We start from the raw sequence: 22062 nt of genomic DNA on the forward strand, positions 1-22062 counted from the left end.
AATAGCCACGCTATTCTTAATAAGAAATCTCTTGGCGATCGCGGAAAAACTTGCCACTAAGATCGGGTGACGCTTTGGTTGCTAACCAAATTGCGGTATCTGCGCCTTGTTGTGGCGATCGCGGTGCATTTTCACCACCCATATCAGTTTTTACCCAACCAGGACACATTGCATAAACTGCAATTCCTTGCGATTGTAATGCTTCTGCAAGCATAATTGTTGCCCCATTGAGTGCAAGTTTAGATAAGCAGTAACTAGGGACATCTGCGGATAATCCACTCATTTCGCCGTAGCCACTCGAAACATTAATCACGCGGGCTTGAGTAGCTTTTTGTAATAATGGGAGGAAAGCTTGCGTAACGTGAATAGGACCAAAGGTATTGGTATTCATTGCAAATTGTAGTATGCTACGCGACATATTGAGAATATTCACGCCCTGATCGGGATACACTCCCGCATTATTGACAAGAACATCCAAAGCGTCAATTTCTTCACTTAATTGTTCTACAGCGTGGTGAATACTATCATCATCAGTAACATCAAGTTCCACAACACGCACAGATGCGTTTGCAGGTAACTTTTGTGTCGCTGCTTTGGCTTTATCAAGCGAACGCGCTGCAATAATCACCTCAAAACCTGCTTGCAGCAAACCTTGACAAATGGCAAATCCTATGCCCTTATTACCTCCAGTCACCAGCGCGCGTTTTTCTTGAAATTGAGAATTCATAGCGATCGTATCTCATGCCTCTTAGTACACCAATGCATTTTGTGGTTTTTTGTTTGCATAAACTTCATACTCAAGGAGTAAGTTTTCACTGTATGTACACTTGCACAATCGTGCATTGATACCAGCTTCGCATTTTGCTAAGATTTCATTGGTTGTAAACAGCTAAGTAACCAAGTGGTTATAAATCATGGCGAGATTTAATATGTTCTACTCTCATTAGCTATGCACGTTATTACTCGTTCTCGTCTTGTTGAGTTTTGGAAAAAACACCCTGATTCTCAAAAGAGTTTACTTCTTTGGTACAAAATTACAACTAATGCAAGTTGGCAGAATTTTGTAGAGTTACCTGAAGTTTTTCCCTCGGCTGACCAAGTTGGAAAATTGATCGTTTTTAATATTGGTGGTAACAAGTATCGACTAATTGCTTTTATTGATTACACATACCAAAAAGTGTTTATTCGCTATGTTCTTACTCACTCTGAGTACGATCAAGATGATTGGAAAAAAGATAACTGGTATAGGTAGGTTGTTAACGAGGTTAAGAACATATGTCTACTACTGCATCTGATAATTATATTGAACTTTTACAAAATTTCCCGCCTCGCCCAATCAAATCAGAGGCAGATCGACAAGTCGTTCAAGAAGTCATTGATAATCTACTTGATAACGAAATAACGCCAGAAAAACAAGATTATCTTAATGTACTAGGAATTCTGGTTTATGAATACGAGGAAAAATCTTTATCAATTCCAGATTTAAGTGGTCTTGAGTTACTCAAAGCATTGATTGATGAATTTGATCTTAAACAAAAAGATCTTATTCCTATTTTTAAAACTGAATCTATTGTATCTGAAATACTTAATGGAAAACGTAGCTTTACTGTAGAGCATATTGAAAAATTAGCTGATTTCTTTCACGTTTCTCCCGCTGTTTTCTTTCCTCAATCATCAATAATAGCACCACGTTCTAGCAAGTAACGTTTCATCTCAGCAGAAAGTCCCTTTACTCCTTGTATTTGAGTGTTTTCTACTTTCACGTTATTAAGTTCCCCGTGAGTTAAATCTGCGTTACTTAAGTTTGCATAACTCAAATCTGCACTACTCAAATCAGCTTGTTGCAGTAGCGCCCCCGTGAGATTAGCACCACGAAGGTTTGCATTTTGCAGATATGCACTACACAAGTTAGCACTCGTTAGTATTGCCCCATAGAGGTTAGCACGAGGCATTAAACAGCGTAAATCGGCATTTTGCAAATCAGCACCTTGCAAGTTGGCATCGCGGAGATTTGCATTGCTAAGATTAGCACCGGCTAAACAAGCATTAGATAAGTTAGCACGACTTAAATCAGCAAGTTTGAGGTCCGCATTGTTGAGAATTGCGTGCGCTAAATTAGCAGAATTGAGATTGGCGTAACTGAGATTGCAACGACTCAACTTGGCACCTTGCAGATTTGCTGCTTTGAGATTTGTATTGCTCAGATTAGCACCATGTAAGTTGGCTCCAGCAAAATCTTCAATTGGGTTTAAACCAAGCAATGTGGCAACTTTTGTAAAATTATCAGCGGTGGAGGAAGTTAAAATTTCTTGTGCTAAAGCTAACTGCTGCTGGTGATATTCACTCGCTTTTGTTGCATTATCAAGGGCTAAGTAAGCGTTTCTTAAGTTTAATAATGCATTAACTTGACCTTTGCGATCGCCTATTCGCTGCGCTAAAACTAAATGTTGCTCAAAACACCTGATCGCATCGGGTAAATTTCCTAAAGCTTGATACGCTGCACCCAAGTTTCCTAACGCTGCGCCTTCGCGTTGCAGATCTTGATCTGTGCGATACAAATTTAATGCTTGTTGCCAAGATTGTAAGGCTTCCGCAAACGCGTTTGTTTGATATTGGATAATTCCTTGTTTGAGTAGTTGATTGGCAGCATTAGTCATAAGTTACTAATTTGTTGTTAATATTCGCAGTTAGCCATTGCTGCTTGACGTGTTGCGGCAATGAAAGCTTGGAAAATACGATGTTGTAAAGGATCGACACTACTGGAAAGTTCAGGATGCCATTGTACTGCGATCGCCCAGGGGTGATACTTGTGTTCGAGGGCTTCGATGACTCCATCCGCCGCCCATCCGGTAATGCGCCATTCTGAAGATACAGTACGTACAGCTTGATGATGCCAGGAGACGACATCGACTGCGGTTGTACCGATGATTTGGGCAAGACGACTATCAGCAACCAGATCCACACCGTGTTGAATTGATAATAATTCTTCAGCGCGATGCGTCACGACTTCACCATATTCATCAGGAAGATGGGGAATCAACGTTCCTCCGGTGGCAACTGCAAGCACTTCTAAACCGCGACAAATACCGAGTATGGGAAGATCAGAGGCTAGGGCGGCTTGGGCTAGGGCAATTTCGGCGCGATCACGTTCCAAGTCAACATTATAAATTGTCGGATGCATGACACCGTTGTAAATAGCAGGATCAATATCTCCGCCACCGGAGAAGATCAAACCATCAATTCTTTGCAAGATAATATCACTTGCTACTGGTTCACTTGGAGGAATCAATACTGCTACGCCACCAGCGGCTTTGACGGCTGCTGCATACGAACTAGGTAAGCAATAACTACTCGTTTGAGCGTGTCCTGAGGTTGTGATTCCAATAATCGGAGGCTGTATCATTTCCCAAGTTTAGCAGTTAACATACTGCTCAACCTCCCAGCTTGTCACTTGCGCGTTGTAACTATTCCACTCGTGATATTTAAAATCGAGGAAAGTTTTTGCGGCTTGTTCTCCTAAAGTTTGCATCAATAGAGAATCTTTTTCTAAGCATTGTAGTGCTTCGAGTAAGCTTGTTGGCAGAGTTGGTAAATCAGAAAATTCTAAACCTCGCACAAACATATTTTCATCCAAGCGTTTTCCTGCTGTGAGATGTTTTGCCATGCCTTCCATCCCTGCTGCTAAGATGCCTGCTAAGGCAAGATAAAGATTTGCTGCACCATCGACAAGACGACATTCAAAGCGCCCACCTTCGGGAATGCGGATCATATGCGTGCGATTGTTTCCACCATAAGAGATATAACGGGGACTCCAGGTGCTACCGGATGCGGTTGTTGTTGCCCCAATCCGGCGGTATGAGTTAATCGTTGGGCTACAGAGTGCCGCTAATCCACGACCATGCGCTAGAACACCAGCAAGAAATTCATACGCTATATTTGATAATCCCATTTCTTCAGTGGCGTCGGCAAAGATATTTTGACCGTCATTCCACAAACTCATATGGATGTGTGCGCCGTTTCCAGTGAGTTGGCTGAAGGGTTTGGGCATGAATGTGGCGGTTAAGCCCTGTTGTTCTGCTAGAGTTTTCACCATGTACTTGAAAAAGACATGGCGATCGCACGTCGTCAATGCATCACTATACGTCCAGTTAATCTCAAATTGACCGTTTGCATCTTCATGATCGCACTGATACGGTTCCCAGCCTAATTCTTCCATGTATCCCACGAGTGTGGAAATTAATTTAAATTGCCGCATCAAGTTCAACTGATCGTAGCAAGGTCGTACGGCAGTGTCTTGAGTATCCGCAATTTTGTAACCTTGTTCGCTTTTTTTAAGCAAGAAAAATTCAGCTTCGACTCCGGTTTTGTAGCTGTAACCCAAATTTTCGCACTGTTGCAGCACTTGCTTAAAAATGACGCGCGGCGATGCGGCAAATGGTTCGCCATCTAAGTACACATCACTTGCTAGCCAACCAACATTCGGTTGCCACGGTAGCACAATCAGCGAATTGGGATCGGGTACAGCCGCAATATCATGCGCGTCAGGTCCTAAACCTAGATTACTTGCAAACGGCGCGAAGCAAGCTCCATCGTTTTCTACTGCTGTAATTTTCGCGGCAGGAACGAGTTTAGCACGGGTTCCCCCTAACAGATCGGTGTAAGATACAAGAAAAAAATCGAGTTGTAATTCTTTGGCTAACTCGGCTAGGGCTTTTCCTCGGATCAAGGTTGTCGTCACTGCCGTTACTCCCAATTGCTCTGTCTCCGAGTAAACCAAACTTGTTATGACAGATTTGTAGCTGTTGATACTGTATTAGTTGAAGGTTTTTATGAAGGGAAGCAGGGGTGTAGGGGAGAATAAATAATTACGAATTGGTATAAGTCACTTAAGCTAGAAGATAAATAACGATGAGCTAATGGCGTACTATGAATTTGTGCCTGCGATCGCACTTGCAGATGACATTGATGCCTTTTGGTACTTTCCCCAAAAAGAAATTCCCCATTGCCATCGCGTGTTACCGGACGGATGCATAGATCTGATTTTCCGCTTTCAGCGTTCAAGCTGGGGAGGTGGAATAACGAACCCACTTCTAACAGTTTATGGTCCCACAGACCGCTTTAAATTAGTCAATATTGAACCTTGTACCACTTTTATCGGAGTTCGCTTCAAGCCAGGTATAGCAGCTAGCTATTTAGGATTAAGCGCTGTGTCATTGTTTCAGCAAGAGGTTATGGCACAAGAGTGTTCTGCGCGGTTTGTCAATATGTTTGATAGACTTTGCGAGTGTACTTCGGTTAAGCAGGCTTTGAGTATTTTCCAAAATGCAGTCTTGAAGCTAAAAATGACGACTGTTGATGATGTTCCTAGGCGTGTTCGCGAAGCTGTAAAACTCCTTTGTGCCAATGAACGACAAATGCAGATATCTGATGTAGCATCTGTAATTGGTGTGAGTGAGAGAACACTGCGACGCGACATAGTTGCATCAGTAGGATTATCACCCAAAATGTTGGCACAGATACTGCGATTTCAAAGCGCGATCGCGCTGTTACGTTCCAAAAAGCAACTGAGTTTGTGCAACATTGCACTACAGAATGGTTATGCGGATCAATCACATATGACACGTGAATTTCAGGCTTTTTCTGGTTTGTCACCAACTGCTTTTATTCAGCAATAAATATTTTCGGTGTCCGATTTCTTCAAGACAGTTTCACTGTTGCTGAAGCAATATATGAATCGTTAAGCAACTTGACTCGTATCAACCCCCTAAATTCCCCATACATGGGGGACTTTGAAAGGTAAGGAATTTAACTGTAATGAAGTTTGGATATACAATTTTTTATGTGCCAGATGTATCTGCTGCTGTTAGTTTTTATGAGCAGGCTTTTGGATTATCGCGCCGTTTTGTGCATGAGAGTTCGCAGTATGCAGAGATGGAAACTGGTTCGACAATACTTGCCTTTGCTTCAGAAGAGATGGCTAAAAGCAATGGTTTAACGATAACTCCTCACCGTTTAGAGAATAACGCGGCTGCTGTGGAAGTGGCATTTATCACTGAGACAATTGAGGAAGCTTTTAACCAAGCAATCAAAGCTGGTGCAGTAGCAGTTAAGCCAATAGAAGTGAAGCCTTGGGGACAAACCGTAGGCTATGTGCGTGACTTGAATGGAGTTGTTGTCGAGTTGTGTACGCCAGTTTTGTGATGATATCAAACTCTAGTTCACAACTTTGCCAGAATTGGTGTTGCCAATGCATCTTTGCAGTAATCAGCAAAAAAAGAGTGCGATCGCTCGATAATACTCTTACCGAATTAATTCAAGAAAATAAGCTAGCTAAAATTTGGCAGCGCTGGATTCCTAAAAAAGAATTTCCCATACAATTTTGAGTAGATACCAATGCAAAGCAAAGAGGGCGATCGCGATGAATCGTACCGCAAATCAACTTAGCCTCCAAGAGTTTCTGTCTCTACCAGACAGCGATCGCTACGAGTTGGTGGAGGGACAGCTTAAACCCAAAATGTCACCCAAATACAAACATTCGACGTTGCAACTACAGCTATTAATAGCATTAAACCAATGGTGCGAGCAACAAAAATACGGTCGGGTTCGTCCTGAATGGGGTGTAATTTTACAACGACAGCAAAAAGATTGGGTTCCGGTTCCTGATCTGATTTATGTGTCCTACGAACGGCTACCCCAAGCGTGGAATGAAGATGAACCTTGTCCAATTGTACCAGAGTTAGTTATCGAAATTATCTCTCCTGGTCAAACCTTTGGGGAAATGACTGAGAAAGCAACCGACTATTTACTTGCTGGTGTAGACCAAGTTTGGGTGGTAGATACCAAAGCGCGATCTGTTACAGTTTTTGAGCGTGATTCTTTACCGCAAACGATTCGGAGTCATAGCTCAATTAGCGTACTACCAGGTTTTGTCTTAAATGTTGCTGATTTGTTTGATATAGTTTGAGGAGAGTCATTATCAGTGCCATCTCACATTATTCAGTAGAAATCCAAAGCAATTGAGTCTTTGTTGATACACTATTTATCTCCCCGATAGAGCAGGATAAGCTAGATCGTGCACTGTGCTTACCTTAAGGAGAAAATAGAGCCTATGAAAACGCTGGAAGAGGTCAAGCAATGGCTGAGTCAACACAAGTCGTTGTTGCAACGTTACAAAGTTCGGGAACTAGGGGTTTTCGGCTCCTAAGTAAGTGCTACGGATGACATCGTACTTATTTTCTTTATTACACTAACGCTCTATTGTCAAAGCTAGCACCGATTGTAGCCTACCTGCTCATCTTTACGTATTGTATATCCAGCCGCTTATCAGCTTTGTCATACAGCGACAAACTCAGCTTTTGTCAACACAAACTGCTCTAAGTCATGGTACTGCCCTTTCCAAAAACCATGCTGCTGCAATATACCTTGACGCTGAAAACCTAATTTTTGCAACAATTTTTGAGAGGCTACATTCGCTAACATAACCTGTGCAATAACATACTCTAGCTCTATAATTTCAAATCCGTATAGTAAGATCGCACGTAAAGCTTCACTCATCATGCCTTGCTGCCAAAACTGACTAGCTAGTTCATAGCCAACCTCGGCTGCATTTGCTTCTTGATTCCATGTGAATCCACACGAACCAATCAAACGGTTGTCTTGTTTACGCGCAATTCCCCAACGAATACCACGCCCACTTTCAAATCCTTTTGCCCGTTGCTCAATGACCGCAATTGCTTCGTCAAGATGGGTAAATGTATCAAGGTTATGAAATTGAGTAACTTGAGGATCGCAAAACACAGCAAATATTGCCTCAGCATCTTCTTGAACTGCTTGGCGAAGTAACAACCGTTTTGTTTTCAGATGGGGAAATGCGAGCATTAATAACAATCGTTAGCAGCATTTATTAAACTTTAGTAGGTGGGGCTATATCAGAGGGAGAAATATCAGGTGAAACCTCTTTATTTACCCTTCGCAGATGGGCAATGGCGAATGGCAATGGGGCTAAAGCCTCTACAGTTGCAACAATGGATTGAGATTGACGAAGATTTTACGGAGGAATTGAACTACAAAGATCAGCTTCTCAAAGAACAATATTCAGATGTTTGCGGGTGTCTTCCCGAAAGTCAAGCAGGACAACAGGAAGTATTAGAACTCATATTAGAGCATTTATTGCAGTATTTCCCCAACTATTATCAGCAGCAAGGCAATTACGTCGTTAATAAAATGACTAATCAAAAGTGGAGTTTAAGTAATTTTACCAATAATCCACTTGATTTAGCTGGACGTTTGGTACAAGAAGATTTATGTTTAATGCAACTCAAAGATAATGAATATATCTTGACAGCTGGTTCAGTTTGCTTTCCAGCACGGTGGCGCTTACGGGAAAAGTTGGGGCGTCCTTTGGTACAGATTCACGATCCAGTTCCTGGTTATGCTGAAAAGTTAGAGCAACCTGTGAATAAGTTCTTCGATCGCCTTAAACCAGAATTTCCTGAATATCGTCTGAATTGGGGTATTGTTGACTCTCCTGAGTTGTTTCTCACACAGCCGCATGGTTTTGAAACCTTTGGTGCAGATATTACTGCTGAAAACGCAGGAGAGAAGTTGTGGTTAAGAGTCGAGCGGCAAACTCTGCGGCGATTACCTAAGAGTGGCAGTATCTTATTTACAATTCGTACTTACGTGTATTCATTAAAGTTTGTTGTACGCGATCGCCAAATCGCATCGCAACTAGCCGCAGTCATTCAGCAAATTCCGCCCCAAATGCAGATTTATAAAAATATTTTGCCTATTAAGAATCCACTTTTAGCTTATTTGCAGCGAGTAGCAGCTTTTTAGGTTTTGCGAGTTCACTCCTGAGTATGATGAGTATTGTATCAAACATAGTATTAATAAGTGATATCGCAAGCTTAGATATAGAAGTAATAAATATTACTTGATAGCTGGTAATTATTAGCAATTAACTTTTCCCCAGCTTAAGATGCGATCGCATTTTCTGTAACACAGTTCATCAGGGCGATCTTATGTTCAAGTATGTTGCTGCAACCGGATTGTCGATCCTAACTATTGGAATCAGTAGCTCGGTACAAGCCGAGTATTACTGTTCCTTTAACGGTTGATTTTTCCACTGGCGCAGACACGGATATCGGCGATAGTGTGACTCCTTATATTGGTGGTGGTGTTGTTATTACAACAGGAGACAATGGACAAGTTGCTCCGATGGCAACTGTAGGTTTAGATATACCGATCGCGGATGCAGTAGGTGCAAGTATCAGTGTTGATGCTGGTTTTCTGGATACAACACAAGTGGGTGCTTCTGTGGGAGTCAGCTACTCTTTCTAAACCCCTATAACTTTCGCAAAAATTTAGCACAAGAGGAGATAAAGAAAAACTGAGCCAACCGAGTAAGCAAAGATATTCATCTTTTATTTGTCAAAACATCTGCTCGTGAATTAAATATCATAATGATTGAATCAGGCTGAAACGATGTAACAGCATTGAGTAAGCCTGAATCTTTCCGCAGAGGGATGGCTCAATAATAAACAAAGATGAACAGTTTGACATTAGATTTTTTGCATGGTGAGCTAGGACATCTGAGTGGATTCGCTCAGCAAACTATGGTTGAGGCGTTTATTCCTCACGGACACTGCTATCTTTGGAAACCAGAATTAGTAGGGCTACATATCGTCTCGGACTCACTTATTGCGCTTGCTTACTACTCAATTCCCCTGACGCTCATCTATTTTGTCCGCCAGCGGAAAGATTTACCTTTTAACTGGATCTTTCTTTTATTTGGTGCCTTTATTGTGGCGTGCGGTACAACTCACTTAATGGGAATCTGGACGCTATGGCATCCTAATTACTGGTTATCGGGAACAATTAAACTTGTAACAGCAGTTGTTTCCGTTTATACGGCTGCACTGCTTGTGCCACTAGTACCACAAGCTTTAGCGCTACCGAGTCCAGCCCAGCTTGAGGCGGCAAACTTAGAGCTACGCAATCAAATTGCTGAACGCGAACGGGCGGAAGCACAAATTCGCACTTTGAATCTGGAACTCGAACAACGAGTGAGCGATCGCACTGCGCAGCTAGAAGCTGCCAACAAGTTGAAAGATGAGTTACTTATACGCGAACAAGAAGCCCGTGCGACAGCAGAAGCAGCAAATCGTGCTAAAGATGAGTTTCTTTCGATGCTTTCGCATGAGTTGCGTACCCCGCTTAATGCCATGTTAGGATGGTCGCAACTTCTCCGCAGCCAGAAGCTAAACGAAACGACGCGATCGCGGGCGCTGGAAGCCATCGAGCGTAACGCTAGAGGTCAAGCAAATTTGATTGAAGATCTGCTTGATATTTCGCGCATCATTACTGGGAAACTACGCTTGCACGTTCGTCCGATTGAGCTTGTTCCGGTGATTGAGGCAGCAATTGATACCGTGCGTCCAGCAGCTGATGCCAAGCAAGTGCGGATTCAAAGTGTACTCGATCCATCAGCAGGTCCGGTTTCAGGAGATTCGGATCGCTTACAGCAAGTCGTGTGGAATTTATTGTCGAATGCCATTAAGTTTACGCCAAAAGGCGGACGGGTGCAAGTGCGGCTAGAGCGGGTTAATTCACACGTTGAAATCATTGTTAGCGATACGGGACAAGGCATTAGCCCTGAATTTCTGCCGTATATTTTTGAGCGCTTTCGTCAGGCTGATAGTACGCATACGCGATCGCATGGCGGCTTAGGTTTGGGACTTGCGATCGTGCGTCATTTAGTCGAACTGCATGGCGGTACTGTACAAGCGCAAAGCCCTGGCGAAGGACAGGGAACAACTTTTATGGTGCAATTACCGCTTACTGTTGTTTTAAAGACGCATGAATCAGAGCGCGTACATCCGACGGTAGGCGGTGAAGTTTCTTTTGATTACGCTCCAACGCTGAGTGGTTTGAAAGTTTTGTTGGTTGATGATGAGGCGGATGCACGCGATTTACTTGCGACGGTACTTCAGGAATGCCAAGCACTCGTAAAAACAGCCGCGTCTGTCGCCGAAGCGATCGCCGCAATTGAACAGTTTCAACCGGATATTTTAGTCAGCGATATTGGAATGCCAGGGGAGGATGGCTATAGTCTGATTCGCCGTATCCGAGCGATGGAAGCACCGAACGGTGCGAGAATTCCGGCTGTAGCGCTGACAGCGTATGCTAGAGTTGAAGACCGTACCCGTGCGCTAGCCGCAGGGTTTCAAATGCATATCGCCAAGCCCGTCAATCCTACTGAGTTAGTTGCCGTGATTGCCAACCTCGCAGGATGGAAAGGAGTTTTGAATGTTGAGTTTTGAGTTGAAAATCACTAATTACCAGTTACCAATTACCAATTACCAACTTTTAGACAAACTGAGTTGACGAAAGCGCCATAAAAAAACTCCAGCGGCGATCGCCACACCAATTGATTGTCCTAACCATAATCCTGTACCACCCAAACCAAAACGAAATCCGAGTAAGTAGCCACTCGTTAAGCCAACGCCCCAGAACGTGCAGAAGCTGATTAACATTGGTATGCGCGTATCTTTTAGTCCATAAAGTGCGCCGGATGCTGTTTTTTGCACGCTATCTAAGATTTGAGCGACAGATGCGATAGTAAGCATTGGCATGACGATCGTCAAGACTGAGGCGTTTTCTGGCGCGCGGATATCGATATATAGCCCTATGACTTGCAGCGGAAATACAAGCAGTGCGATCGCCATGAGTGTCATAAAGACAACCCCACTACTTATCCCCACATAACCCGCAAGTCGTGCCGCAGCGTAATTTTGCTGTCCGCTCCACTGCCCGACGCGAATTGTTGTGGCAAACGACATTCCCAGCGGTACCATGAAGATGACGATAATGGTTTGCAATATGATTTGATGCGCAGCAAGTACTTCAGTTCCTAATGCACCCATCAGGTAAGTGACAACTGTAAACAGTCCGGTTTCTAAAGCAGCAGATACCCCGATTGGCACGCCAATTAACACCAATTCCCAAAAGATGCGCAACTTTAACTGATGTAAATTCTCAAACAAGCGGTGAGCTTTTAGTTTCGGGTGTTTCAGCGTGTAAACAACCAGCGACAAAAACATTCCCCAAAGCGATACGATACTTGCCCAAGCAAGCCCCTGTAGCCCCATTGCCGGAAACCCCAATTTACCAAGCCCTAAGACATAGTTACCTGCAATATTAAACAGCGTACCGCCAATAACAATTATCATGACAGGACGTGCGTGCGAAAGCCCTGAAACGACACTACGTAACGTTGCAAACGCTAAAGCGGGGAACAATCCCCAAAGCATAATGTCTAAATATGTTTTTGCTAATGCTATTGTTGTTGCTTGTTGTCCAAACTGACGCATCAGTGTATCGATGTTGCCGAGGAAGAACATCACGGGAATTGCCAGGATCGCTGATAGCCATAACCCTTGACGCGCCACTTGTTGAACTCGTGCTTTGTTCCCTGCGCCGTAAGCTTCCGCTACTAAAGGGCTAACTCCGATGACAACGCCGCCAGCAGTGTTGAGTAGCGCCGTGAAGGTAATTGCCGCGAGTCCTCCCGCTGCTAAGGTTTCTTGCCCTAATCTGCCCATAATTACAGTATCGACAAAACCTGTTGCCGATTGCGCAACTTGAGCGCTGGCTAAGGGAATTGCGAGTCGCAGAAACTCCTTAAATTCAGTTCGGAGCGATGGGCTGGAGGTTAAAGACATCGTGCAGATTGCATGAGATTAGCTCTAGTTCACTGTAGCATTGCTGATTGTTGACAATCTAAAATTTTATTTATAGACTATTGCTTAATGCTGCTCAAAGTACATTTTTCATGAAGAGGCGATCGCAACTGACCATCGTTCATCGCAGTCTTGAAGTACAAGCCACGGATGCGATTCGTGAAGAAATTCTCAGTGGTGTTCTTCCACCAGGTTCGCGGTTATTGGAAATTGAGTTATCCGAACGCTTAAATTTAAGTCGCGGTACAATTCGATCTGCGTTACAGCAGCTAACGTATGAAGGTTTAGTGGAACAGTTTCCCTATCGTGGTTGTGCAGTTTCCGGATTAAGTTCGCGCGATGCTTGGGAACTTTACACCTTACGCAATGCGTTAGAAGGATTAGCCGCAAAACTGCTTGCAGAGTCAATCACGCCTGCTAAAACAAGAATTCTCAATACTCAATTACAGCATTTAGTCAAAGCAGCAAAACGCGGTAAGTGGCAAGATCTAGCAGATACAGACTTTGCACTCCATAAAACGATTATTGAACTTTCGGAACACCAGCGCTTGCAGCAACAATACAAAATTGTCGAACAACAAATTAGACTATACATTGTTTCGTGCAACGCGATTCATCCGAATTTAGATGAAATTAGATTGCAGCACGAAAGCTTAGTTGATGCAATTTGTTCAGGTAATGCTGAAGTTGCAGAACAAATTGCTCAAGAACACAACGGTGATGGTCAAGCACTAATAGCACATTTAAAAGCATTAGAACAGAAAAATGATTAATTTTAATGATTATCAAGCTTTAACGTTTGATTGCTACGGCACTTTAATCGATTGGGAAAACGGTATTTTAGGTGCAATGAAGCCTATTTTATCGGCTCATAATGTTAAAATAGACGATCGTGAAATTATTAAGTGTTATTCCGAAATTGAGCCAGTAATTCAGCAACAAGGTTATATTAAATACCGCGAGGTTCTCAAAAAAGTTGTACAAAAATTTGGTGATCGCTTTGATTTTACACCAACTGCACCTGAAATAAACTCGCTTCCTGAATCTTTACAAAATTGGCAACCTTTTCCTGATACAATAGAAGCACTTCAGTTACTCAAACAAAAATATAAGCTAGTCATTATTTCTAATATAGATGACGATCTATTTGCGGCTACCGCTAAGCATTTAAAAGTTGAATTTGATGAGATTATTAGCGCCGAACAAGCAAAAAGCTACAAACCATCCTTAAATAACTTCAAACTGGCGTTTTCTAGAATTGGCATACCACAAGCACAAGTATTACACGTTGCCGCAAGTCTGTATCATGATATCGTTCCAGCGCGATCGTTAGGATTAACAACCGTATGGGTCAATCGCAACGCTGAAGCTAGCAGTAATTTACCAGATTTAGAAGTACCAGACTTGCGATCGCTTGTTTCGTTAATTGATATTTAGCATAAACAATTTTGGGTTTGATATCAAAAGCAGTTACTACTTACCTTTAAGGGTTAGTAATTGCTAATATTAAATCTGGTTGATTAGTGATGATAAAAATGGTGAAGGGTGACTAGTAACTAACCACAAATAAAGGTTATTTAATCGGAGATGATATAACTAGTCATTAAACAGCTAGCTATTGGCTATTAGCCTTTTTTGGGCTAAGTGCTAAATACTTTACTATTACCGTGTTTTCAGGGAACGGCAAACAGAACTTATTGCATTTTACTAAAAGTTATTATTCGCAAAGCTGTTCGAGAATGTCCAGATAGACGCTGAGCAAAAGCACCGAAAATCGCTATTAAGTTTGCCTTTTCCCTTTAATCTACATAGTGCCACGAAGTCTAATTGTGGGACTGTGTTATCAATACTCTACAAATTGGGAAAGCTGACAGAAGGCGGAAGCTGTTTTGCCTGGTTACTTTCATAGGATGAGATGAACTCTCAATCTTATAGAACTATGTCGCGTCATCTGGAAAGGCTGCTACACATCGATCACCTATTGCGCTCAAGTTGCGGTCAAACTAGTGTTAGCTTGGCTCAGGCTCTGGAAGTAAGCGATCGCACGATTCGAGACGATTTAGCATTTTTGCGCGATCGCTATCATGCACCCTTGCAGTATCGCAAAAAAACAGGTTGGCGTTACACAGATCTGGCATGGCGACTGCCGAGTATTTCTTTAAGTAAAGGAGAACTGTTTGCGCTGACATTGGGAGCAAGAATGCTAGAAGCCTACGCAGGTTCGGCGTATGAACAGGAATTGCGATCGTCAATTGAACGGTTATCCGAGCGATTACCAGAGCAAACTTGGATTGACTTACAGCAGTTAGCCGACGAACGAATTATCTTTCGTGCGGGGGCGCAAATGGTCAACCTCAACCCTCTGATTTGGCAGCAGTTATTAGAAGCTTGTCGTACGTCAAAGCGAGTGTGGATTCGCTATTATGCAGCAACTCGACTTGAGGAATCCGAGCGAGTCATCGATCCTTATCTGCTTCACATTTACCGCGCCACTAACCCTTATGTCATTGGTTTTTGCCACAAACGCCAAGAAATTCGCTGGTTTCGTATCGACCGCATTCAGGAACTACAGCTACTCGATGAAACCTTTGAGCGCAAGTCTAATTTTGATCCTAAAACTTACTTGCAGAAGATTTTTCAGCATGAGGTCGGGGGACACCCAGTCTCTGTAGTTATTTGGTTTGATGCATCAGCAGCGCCCTTTATTCGCGAACGTCGCTGGCACGTTACTCAAGAAATTGAGGAACACCCAGATGGTTCATTAACTTTGCATCTCACAACTTCAGGGTTAAATGACCTGAAGCGGTGGGTGTTGGGTTACGGAAAGGGTGCAGTAGTGCAAGCGCCAACTGAGTTGGTGGAATTGGTGAAAGCAGAAGTTAAGGAAATGAGAGAACGCTATTTAAATGTAGGAGATAACAATTAATGCTAGCAATGACAGAGAAACTAAGAGATAATCCGTCCGCCAGTTTACCCTATATAAACTTAAGTTTTTCAGTCACTGGTGAAAGCTTTCCTGCCGATCATGGATATGGGTTGTATTCTGCCCTAACTCACTGGAATCACAACCTCCATCATCTTGAAGGATTGAGCATTCAAACGATCGCAGGCATACCTGATAAGCAGGGAAAGATTTATTTAACAGAGCGATCGCGCTTGGTAATACGTTTACCTTACGATCAAGTTCCCCTCGTTTATGGATTGGCAGGGAAAACTTTAACTATTGGCAATCATACAATTCATTTGGGAATTCCCCAGATTTATCGACTTCAACCTACATCAAAACTCAAGGCGAGAATTGTAACGATTAAAGGATATCAAGAACCAGAAGCATTCCTAGAAGCTGCATTGAGGCAGTTAGAAGATTTGGAAATAAAAGGAACAATAGTAGTCCCAGTTAATGAAAAGGGAGAAGCAGAAAGGAAAACTATCAAAATCAAGCGATTTACACTAGTGGGATTTAAGTTAGGCGTTTTTGATTTAAGTGATGAGGATTCGCTCAAATTACAGATATATGGATTAGGTGGAAAACGCCGAATGGGATGTGGTGTATTCGTTCCTTTTACCAATAAAAGGAGAATTATCTAATGTCTAAAATACCTGAAAAACTATTAGCTAAGAGCAAGCCACAAGTTACTCTTGAAGCTCATTTACGAGATACTGAGAAAGCGGCTGAGTTGATCTTTCGTTTAACTGGTCGCTGGGGGCGAAACTGGTGTCGATTTTTTGGTATTGAAGGCGAAGAATCCCAAAAAAAGTTTTTACTTAATTTGCGAATAGCTGCTTTATTTCACGATATTGGTAAGGCTAATGAAGATTTTTATGAGGCAGTAAAAGCGTTAGGATTCAAACCGCAAACTTTAAGACACGAACATCTAAGTGCTTTGGTTTTGTGTTTGCCTGAAGTTCGTATCTGGTTGGCTCAAAATTCAAGTCTAGATATTGATGTAGTTACTTCGGCTGTTTTATCTCATCATTTGAAAGCATCTGAAAGTCAGATAACAATAAAAGGCGATCGCGAAGCTAGTCAAACACTCAAAAATTACCGTTGGTGTCAGCCTCAATCTAGTAAAACTTCAGTAGTACTGTATTTTCAACACGGTGAAGTCTTAAGAATTTTAAATCGGATTGCAGAGGTTGCTGAGTTAGGAGCTATTCCTTCAGTGCCTCAGATTGATTGGAAACCTGGTTCGTTATGGGAACTTGCGTATAGGCAAGGTAAGCAATTTGGGACGAATTTTAAACGAGAACTGGGAGATGTAAAAAATCAGCCCAGAAAATCGCTGTTAGTTGCCGTTAAAGCAGGGCTAATTGTAGCGGATGCCGCAGCGTCAGGGTTAGTCAGAGAAGGAAAAGATATTGAAGATTGGATCGAAGAGGTCGTTCATTCTGAATCTATCACTCATGATGATATTGCCAATGCCATTATTAATCCTCGTATCGAGCAAATTAAAGCTAAAACAGGAAGTTTTAAACTGGCAACTTTTCAAAAACAAATCGCTAAACAAGGCTCAAAAGCATTACTTCTAGCGGCTTGTGGTGCAGGCAAAACGCTAGGTGCTTGGAAGTGGGCAGAACAGCAATCAAGAGAATACGAAATCGGTAAAGTTATTTTTCTTTATCCTACCAGAGGAACTGCAACAGAAGGCTTTCGGGATTATGTGGGTTGGTCGCCAGCAACGGATGCAGCTTTGGTGACAGGAACAGCGCGTTATGAACTCGAAGCAATGCAAGAAAATCCCACTGAAGCGATTGAAGGTAAAGACTTTCAGGCAGATGAACGCCTTTATGCCTTGGGGTTTTGGTCGCGGCGTTACTTTAGTGCAACTGTAGATCAATTTTTGAGCTTTTTAGAACACAGCTATCAAAGTATTTGTTTATTACCTGTTCTGGCTGATAGTGCGGTAATTATCGATGAGGTTCACAGTTTTGATCGCAGGATGTTTGATTCCTTAGTTAGTTTCTTGGAAAACTTTGATATTCCTGTATTATGCATGACAGCAACTTTGCCTCCTTCTCGACGAGAACGATTAAAAAAAGCAGGGTTAACCGTTTATCCCACCACAGCAGATCGAGACTTGCTACCCGATTTAGAGGAAAAGGAATCTCATCCTCGCTATTACTTAGAACCTGTTGACAAGTTTGCTGCGGCTTTTGAGAAGGCTGTAACAGCTTATCAGCAAGGAAAACGAGTGTTGTGGGTAGTCAATACAGTCGATCGATGTCTAGCGATCGCCCAAAAATTAAACGCGATCAATACTCAAGTTTTGACCTATCACAGCCGCTTTCGCCTCCAAGATCGGCAAAAAGTTCATGCTAAAACCGTTGCAGCTTTTGCCTTGCAGAAAGATCCAGATGCAAGAAAACCCGCGATCGCAGTGACAACTCAAGTTTGTGAAATGAGTCTGGATCTAGACGCCGATGTTCTTATAACCGAAATTGCTCCTATTCCTTCTTTAGTTCAACGTTTTGGAAGGGCTAACCGCCATTTAGCTAGAGGATTAGATTTTCAAGCCAAGCTGCATACTTATACACCACCTAATCATCTACCCTATCAAAAAGATGAGTTAGAAGATGCAAAACAATTTCTCCAAAGTTTAAGTCATAAAACAGTTAGTCAGCGTCAATTTGCCGAAGCTTTAGAGCATTATTCGCCACCCGAACGAGAAGCTGATGGTAGTGCGCAGTTTCTGGAAAGTGGTTATTATGCTATTCCTAGCAATTTCCGCGATACAGACGACTTTTCTGTGCCTTGCATTCTAGATCAAGATTTGGACACCGTAAAAGCAATTCTAGATTCTCCTGCAAAGCATCAAAAAGAACGTTTCATTATCAATGTGCCGAAAAAATGGGCAAACTCTAAAGACTCCTATCCAAGTTGGTTGCCTAAATATCTAAGTGTGGCGACTTGGGAAGGACATTACAACGAAGATAGTGGATTTATCACTAAATCTTTAGAGGAGGTGGAACTTGGTTAAAACAAAGACAAAACAAACTAAAACAGTTGATGTTCTAACTTTAGATTATCAACTAGCAGAATTGCCATCATCTCAACATCGAGTAGGATTGGCAGGATTAGTGTTAATTCTTCGCTGGTTAGAACGGCAGCCAGAATTTAAAGAAAAGGTTGAAAATGGTGCTATTTGTCAGCTAAATTGTCTTGACGACCGAGGTGCAACTTTAGAGCTAAATCGAGCCGGATTAGAAGCACTTTTTGACGAAATTTATGCAGCAAGTGCTGAAGAACAAGAACGCAATCAACTCCTCAAAAATCAACGTACAAAAGAGGTGATTCAACCGTTACGAGAAGAAGAAAGAGAGGAAACCGATCCTAAAACCAAAAAAAAGAAGGTTAAAAAAGTTTATATCTATCCTGTTGTTGTTCCCAAAGGCTCATTTTTATCCGATCCGAGTTACGACAACAGTGCTGATAGCAATGGACTTTGGGTTAAACTCTGGCGAGATATGGTTTGGAATATTTTACGTGGTGTTCCTGCAACTCGTAAACCTTTTGAAGCAAGAGCAGAAGGACAGTATAACGAAGATGCTATTAAAGTTTGGCAACAGTTAATTCAACCTGAAGAATTTACCGTTGATTTGCCTAGTACCTATTTTTTAGGAGCACAAGCTAATAATGCTGAAAATACACCATTTAAAGACCGAGCCAGGTTTCAATTTTTATTGCATTTCTGGTCATTTGCTGCTCAAATTTATGTTCCTGAAGTCATAGATAATGAGGGAAAAAGAAACTTTGTTGGATATGCGATCGCTATTCCTGATGTAGCTTATTTAGCATGGTTTTGTGATGAGTTACAAGATATTCTGCAACATCGCAGTATTGAAAAATCTGGTTATCGTCCCCGCGATTGCATTGTGGACTTAGCTATAGAAAGTGCTTTGGACATGATGAAACGATTGCGCGATCGCCTAACTCAAACGATAGGAGAAAAAACAGGAATTGCTTCAACTGTCTTTGGGATTGATGTTGTTCACACAGAAAAACAAGGAAATAATATCCGCTTGCTTAGTGTTACCCGTCTCGATCCAGAAGAAGCAATGTTGGATCGTTACGTCCAGATTCGTAACAACTATTGGAGTCCCTTATTCCGAAAACAGCGATTACTTAATCTAGTGAATCATTCTCCTTGGTATGTAGGGTTTGATTCACTGCTTTGTACTCTTCCCTATGAACAAATTACCAAAAACGATTACTTTAAGCATGACGTATATGAGGCGTTCAAAAACGAGAATACTATGACAGAAAAAAATGCATCAGTAACTGAAATCAACATCGAACAATTGGTTTTCCGGTTAGTAAAAGAATATGTCCGCGCTAAACTCAAATCCAAATATGGCTTGGAATGGAAAAAGGAATGGGAAATTTCTGGCTTCGCTAGCGACGAGCAAAAAGAAGCTAGAAATAAATCAGGCTACGGAAATTATGCTGAGAAAAAAGAAAAAATTGCCAAATCTGCGTTTCTGGATGTACGAAGTCGAACCGAAAGCATTGACTTCATTAACTATTTTGTCTCTTCTTTATGTTCCGTTCCACAACACATGAAGTCGGAAGATTATGTGAGCTTAACTAAAGCTCTTTATGACGATACAGAACGTATTCGCACTTTAACACTACTTGCTCTTTCTGCTAATAGCTAATTTACTCATATATTGGATGTAAAAAACATGAAAAAGAATCTATTTGCTACCATTTTAACTTACCCTGCTCCTAGCTCTAACTATCGAGGTGAAAGCGAAGAAAATCGCACTGTTTTACAAAAAATTGCTAAAGGTAAGCAAGAATACACCGTTATTAGTCCAGAGTCTATGCGGAATGCTTTACGGGAAATGTTAATTAAAGCTGGAGTTCCTTGTAATCGAACTCGTTTGCACGACCAAGATCAACTTGCAGTTGAGTTTAAAGAATTTCCTAACGCAGAAAAATATGCTGATGATTTTCTTTTTGGTTTTATGGTAGCCGACAATGAAGCTATTAGAAGACATAGAAATTTACCATCTAAACGCGATAGTGTGCTGCGAATGAATATAGCTGTTGCTTTGAATCCTTATCGATTTGATGCTACCTTTCATCAATCTCCTTTGAATGCAGGCACAAGTCCTTGGAGAAATTCTGCTACTTCTGCTTTACTTCATCGAGAAGTTGCTCATACTGCCTATCAGTATCCCTTTGCCTTAGCTTACTCGGATTGTAAAAATAAACCAGAATGGACAAAAGCATTAATTACTGCAATTTCTCAATTATCAGATGTAGCGGGAGGTCATGCTCGTAGCTATTACGAAATGGCTCCGAAAAGTATTATTGCTCGTCTAACACCCAATCTAGTCGCAGGTTATGATACTTACGGATTTAATGAAAATGGCGAATTTCTTGAATTAAATCGGATAAAAGCTAGCGATCTACCTGGTGATGAATTTTGGATTGGTGGGGAAATTGTGCGCTCAATGTCGCCTGAAAAACGAGAATATCTGGAAAATGAAGGCGTTCGCCTTTACGAAAATCCCCAAAAACTTTTAGCTGATCTTGCCGATGAATTTCTATCTTCGGAGGCGGAGTAAATGGATTGTCTGTGGCTTCGTATTCGTGCGCCATTTGCTGCTTTTCGAGGGTTTCAAGCAGGAGTATATCGCGCTACTAGTCCTATTATGCCTCCCTCTGCCGTGCTAGGTTTAGTGTTGAATTTGGCAGGAATCGAGATGCGAGATTACACAGATTATCAAAATTTGTTAATTCGTGCGGATGTTCCTTGTTTGAAAGTTGCGATCGCCACTTTACCTAATAGCAAAAGTGAAATTTGTACGTTATATCAACAACTTCACTCGTACCCAGTTGGTAACTCTGGTAAAACCGATTTAAAGCCGCGAACCCACGGCGCGAAATATTGGATTACTCCTGTCAAGCGAGAGTTCTTAGTTGGATTGGATATGGTTTTAGGAGTGCAAGCCAGTAAGGAGTTATTAGAGGAGGTTCAGAAAGGATTAAAAGGAGAACTCGATCGCCCGCGTTATGGTTTGCCTTTTGCAGGAGATAATAATTTCTTGTTTGATCGCATTGATATCCTTAACGAAGTTCCCGAAGCATTTTGGTATATCCAGATGCAACCTGACGATCCACCCATGCGCGGTTCTTATCGTCTAACTGTAGCGATTGATCGCGCTGATAACAGCAAAACGACTAGCTTTTTGTATGCGCCTGTGGAAGTCGCAACAAGCGTTCCTCCAGAGCGAGCTTGGACTTGGACACCAAGAAAACCAGTTACAGTATAGTCACGGCGATCGCTATTTTGTACCATGAAAATTACAT

At 42.0% G+C, this 22062-nt stretch carries 22 protein-coding genes; 16 read left to right on the top strand and 6 right to left on the bottom strand.

Annotated features, from left to right (window positions below):
• Positions 1 to 16 precede the first annotated feature (16 nt).
• Entirely contained in the window at positions 17 to 727 is a 711-nt protein-coding gene (locus GLO7428_RS15020; RefSeq protein ID WP_015189419.1) for an SDR family NAD(P)-dependent oxidoreductase, read from the bottom strand.
• Between the two features lie 222 nt (positions 728 to 949).
• Here GLO7428_RS15020 and GLO7428_RS15025 point away from each other — a divergent pair, with 222 nt between their 5' ends.
• Both GLO7428_RS15025 and GLO7428_RS15030 read left to right on the top strand, forming a co-directional pair.
• Complete coding sequence (locus GLO7428_RS15025; RefSeq protein WP_015189420.1) at positions 950 to 1252, top strand: type II toxin-antitoxin system HigB family toxin; 303 nt, start codon at positions 950 to 952, stop codon at positions 1250 to 1252.
• Between the two features lie 23 nt (positions 1253 to 1275).
• On the top strand, positions 1276 to 1704 hold the full coding sequence (locus GLO7428_RS15030; protein WP_015189421.1) for a type II toxin-antitoxin system HigA family antitoxin: 429 nt from the start codon (positions 1276 to 1278) through the stop codon (positions 1702 to 1704).
• Here GLO7428_RS15030 and GLO7428_RS15035 read toward each other — a convergent pair.
• From GLO7428_RS15035 to glnT, 3 genes are read right to left on the bottom strand one after another with little or no spacing between them, the layout of a single operon-like run.
• Positions 1668 to 2657 (bottom strand): pentapeptide repeat-containing protein, encoded by a 990-nt coding sequence (locus tag GLO7428_RS15035; protein WP_015189422.1) that lies wholly within the window; start codon positions 2655 to 2657, stop codon positions 1668 to 1670. The genes GLO7428_RS15030 and GLO7428_RS15035 overlap by 37 nt on opposite strands.
• Positions 2658 to 2674: 17 nt before the next feature.
• Complete coding sequence (locus GLO7428_RS15040) at positions 2675 to 3403, bottom strand: gamma-glutamyl-gamma-aminobutyrate hydrolase family protein (RefSeq protein WP_015189423.1); 729 nt, start codon at positions 3401 to 3403, stop codon at positions 2675 to 2677.
• Positions 3404 to 3412: 9 nt separating this feature from the next.
• On the bottom strand, positions 3413 to 4738 hold the full coding sequence (gene glnT, locus GLO7428_RS15045) for a type III glutamate--ammonia ligase (protein WP_015189424.1): 1326 nt from the start codon (positions 4736 to 4738) through the stop codon (positions 3413 to 3415).
• A gap of 178 nt (positions 4739 to 4916) precedes the next feature.
• Between glnT and GLO7428_RS15050 the strand changes: the two genes are divergently transcribed.
• From GLO7428_RS15050 to GLO7428_RS15060, 3 genes are all read left to right on the top strand, one after another.
• Positions 4917 to 5675, top strand: a complete 759-nt coding sequence (locus GLO7428_RS15050) for a helix-turn-helix domain-containing protein (RefSeq protein ID WP_015189425.1) — start codon at positions 4917 to 4919, stop codon at positions 5673 to 5675.
• Between the two features lie 139 nt (positions 5676 to 5814).
• Positions 5815 to 6201: a VOC family protein gene (locus tag GLO7428_RS15055; RefSeq protein ID WP_015189426.1), complete on the top strand. Its 387-nt coding sequence runs from the start codon at positions 5815 to 5817 to the stop codon at positions 6199 to 6201.
• A 217-nt stretch (positions 6202 to 6418) separates the two neighbouring features.
• Positions 6419 to 6964, top strand: a complete 546-nt coding sequence (locus tag GLO7428_RS15060; RefSeq protein ID WP_015189427.1) for a Uma2 family endonuclease — start codon at positions 6419 to 6421, stop codon at positions 6962 to 6964.
• Positions 6965 to 7332: 368 nt separating this feature from the next.
• Here the strand turns inward: GLO7428_RS15060 and GLO7428_RS15065 are convergent, their stop codons facing one another.
• Positions 7333 to 7878 (bottom strand): GNAT family N-acetyltransferase, encoded by a 546-nt coding sequence (locus GLO7428_RS15065; protein WP_015189428.1) that lies wholly within the window; start codon positions 7876 to 7878, stop codon positions 7333 to 7335.
• A 69-nt stretch (positions 7879 to 7947) separates the two neighbouring features.
• On the opposite strand from GLO7428_RS15065, the gene GLO7428_RS15070 reads away from it, so the two are divergent.
• The 3 genes from GLO7428_RS15070 to GLO7428_RS15080 all read left to right on the top strand — a co-directional run bounded on the left by GLO7428_RS15070 (position 7948) and on the right by GLO7428_RS15080 (position 11324).
• Complete coding sequence (locus tag GLO7428_RS15070; protein ID WP_015189429.1) at positions 7948 to 8838, top strand: DUF3445 domain-containing protein; 891 nt, start codon at positions 7948 to 7950, stop codon at positions 8836 to 8838.
• A 228-nt stretch (positions 8839 to 9066) separates the two neighbouring features.
• Complete coding sequence (locus tag GLO7428_RS15075; RefSeq protein ID WP_051038442.1) at positions 9067 to 9342, top strand: hypothetical protein; 276 nt, start codon at positions 9067 to 9069, stop codon at positions 9340 to 9342.
• A 206-nt stretch (positions 9343 to 9548) separates the two neighbouring features.
• The gene (locus GLO7428_RS15080) at positions 9549 to 11324 is read left to right on the top strand and encodes an ATP-binding protein (protein ID WP_015189430.1); all 1776 of its coding nucleotides are present in this window, start codon (positions 9549 to 9551) and stop codon (positions 11322 to 11324) included.
• A 36-nt stretch (positions 11325 to 11360) separates the two neighbouring features.
• Here GLO7428_RS15080 and GLO7428_RS15085 read toward each other — a convergent pair whose 3' ends face one another.
• On the bottom strand, positions 11361 to 12725 hold the full coding sequence (locus tag GLO7428_RS15085; protein WP_015189431.1) for an MATE family efflux transporter: 1365 nt from the start codon (positions 12723 to 12725) through the stop codon (positions 11361 to 11363).
• Between the two features lie 110 nt (positions 12726 to 12835).
• Between GLO7428_RS15085 and GLO7428_RS15090 the strand changes: the two genes are divergently transcribed.
• The 8 genes from GLO7428_RS15090 (at position 12836) to cas5 (ending at position 22025) form a co-directional block, all read left to right on the top strand.
• Positions 12836 to 13516 (top strand): GntR family transcriptional regulator, encoded by a 681-nt coding sequence (locus tag GLO7428_RS15090; protein WP_015189432.1) that lies wholly within the window; start codon positions 12836 to 12838, stop codon positions 13514 to 13516.
• Complete coding sequence (locus GLO7428_RS15095) at positions 13509 to 14180, top strand: haloacid dehalogenase type II (RefSeq protein ID WP_015189433.1); 672 nt, start codon at positions 13509 to 13511, stop codon at positions 14178 to 14180. The genes GLO7428_RS15090 and GLO7428_RS15095 overlap by 8 nt, the downstream gene beginning before the upstream one ends.
• Before the next feature lie 502 nt (positions 14181 to 14682).
• On the top strand, positions 14683 to 15669 hold the full coding sequence (locus GLO7428_RS15100; RefSeq protein ID WP_015189434.1) for a YafY family protein: 987 nt from the start codon (positions 14683 to 14685) through the stop codon (positions 15667 to 15669).
• Complete coding sequence (gene cas6 / locus GLO7428_RS15105) at positions 15669 to 16331, top strand: type I-MYXAN CRISPR-associated protein Cas6/Cmx6 (RefSeq protein WP_015189435.1); 663 nt, start codon at positions 15669 to 15671, stop codon at positions 16329 to 16331. Before GLO7428_RS15100 ends, cas6 begins: the two co-directional genes overlap by 1 nt.
• Positions 16331 to 18721 (top strand): CRISPR-associated helicase/endonuclease Cas3, encoded by a 2391-nt coding sequence (locus GLO7428_RS15110; protein WP_015189436.1) that lies wholly within the window; start codon positions 16331 to 16333, stop codon positions 18719 to 18721. Before cas6 ends, GLO7428_RS15110 begins: the two co-directional genes overlap by 1 nt.
• Entirely contained in the window at positions 18714 to 20399 is a 1686-nt protein-coding gene (gene cmx8, locus GLO7428_RS15115; RefSeq protein ID WP_015189437.1) for a type I-MYXAN CRISPR-associated protein Cmx8, read from the top strand. Before GLO7428_RS15110 ends, cmx8 begins: the two co-directional genes overlap by 8 nt.
• A 27-nt stretch (positions 20400 to 20426) precedes the next feature.
• Entirely contained in the window at positions 20427 to 21317 is an 891-nt protein-coding gene (locus GLO7428_RS15120; RefSeq protein ID WP_015189438.1) for a CRISPR-associated autoregulator, Cst2 family, read from the top strand.
• Positions 21318 to 22025: a type I-MYXAN CRISPR-associated protein Cas5/Cmx5/DevS gene (cas5, locus tag GLO7428_RS15125; RefSeq protein WP_015189439.1), complete on the top strand. Its 708-nt coding sequence runs from the start codon at positions 21318 to 21320 to the stop codon at positions 22023 to 22025. It abuts the gene before it with no gap.
• Positions 22026 to 22062: the final 37 nt, after the last annotated feature.

Source organism: Gloeocapsa sp. PCC 7428, from assembly GCF_000317555.1.
Taxonomy (GTDB): Bacteria; Cyanobacteriota; Cyanobacteriia; order Cyanobacteriales; family Chroococcidiopsidaceae; genus Chroogloeocystis.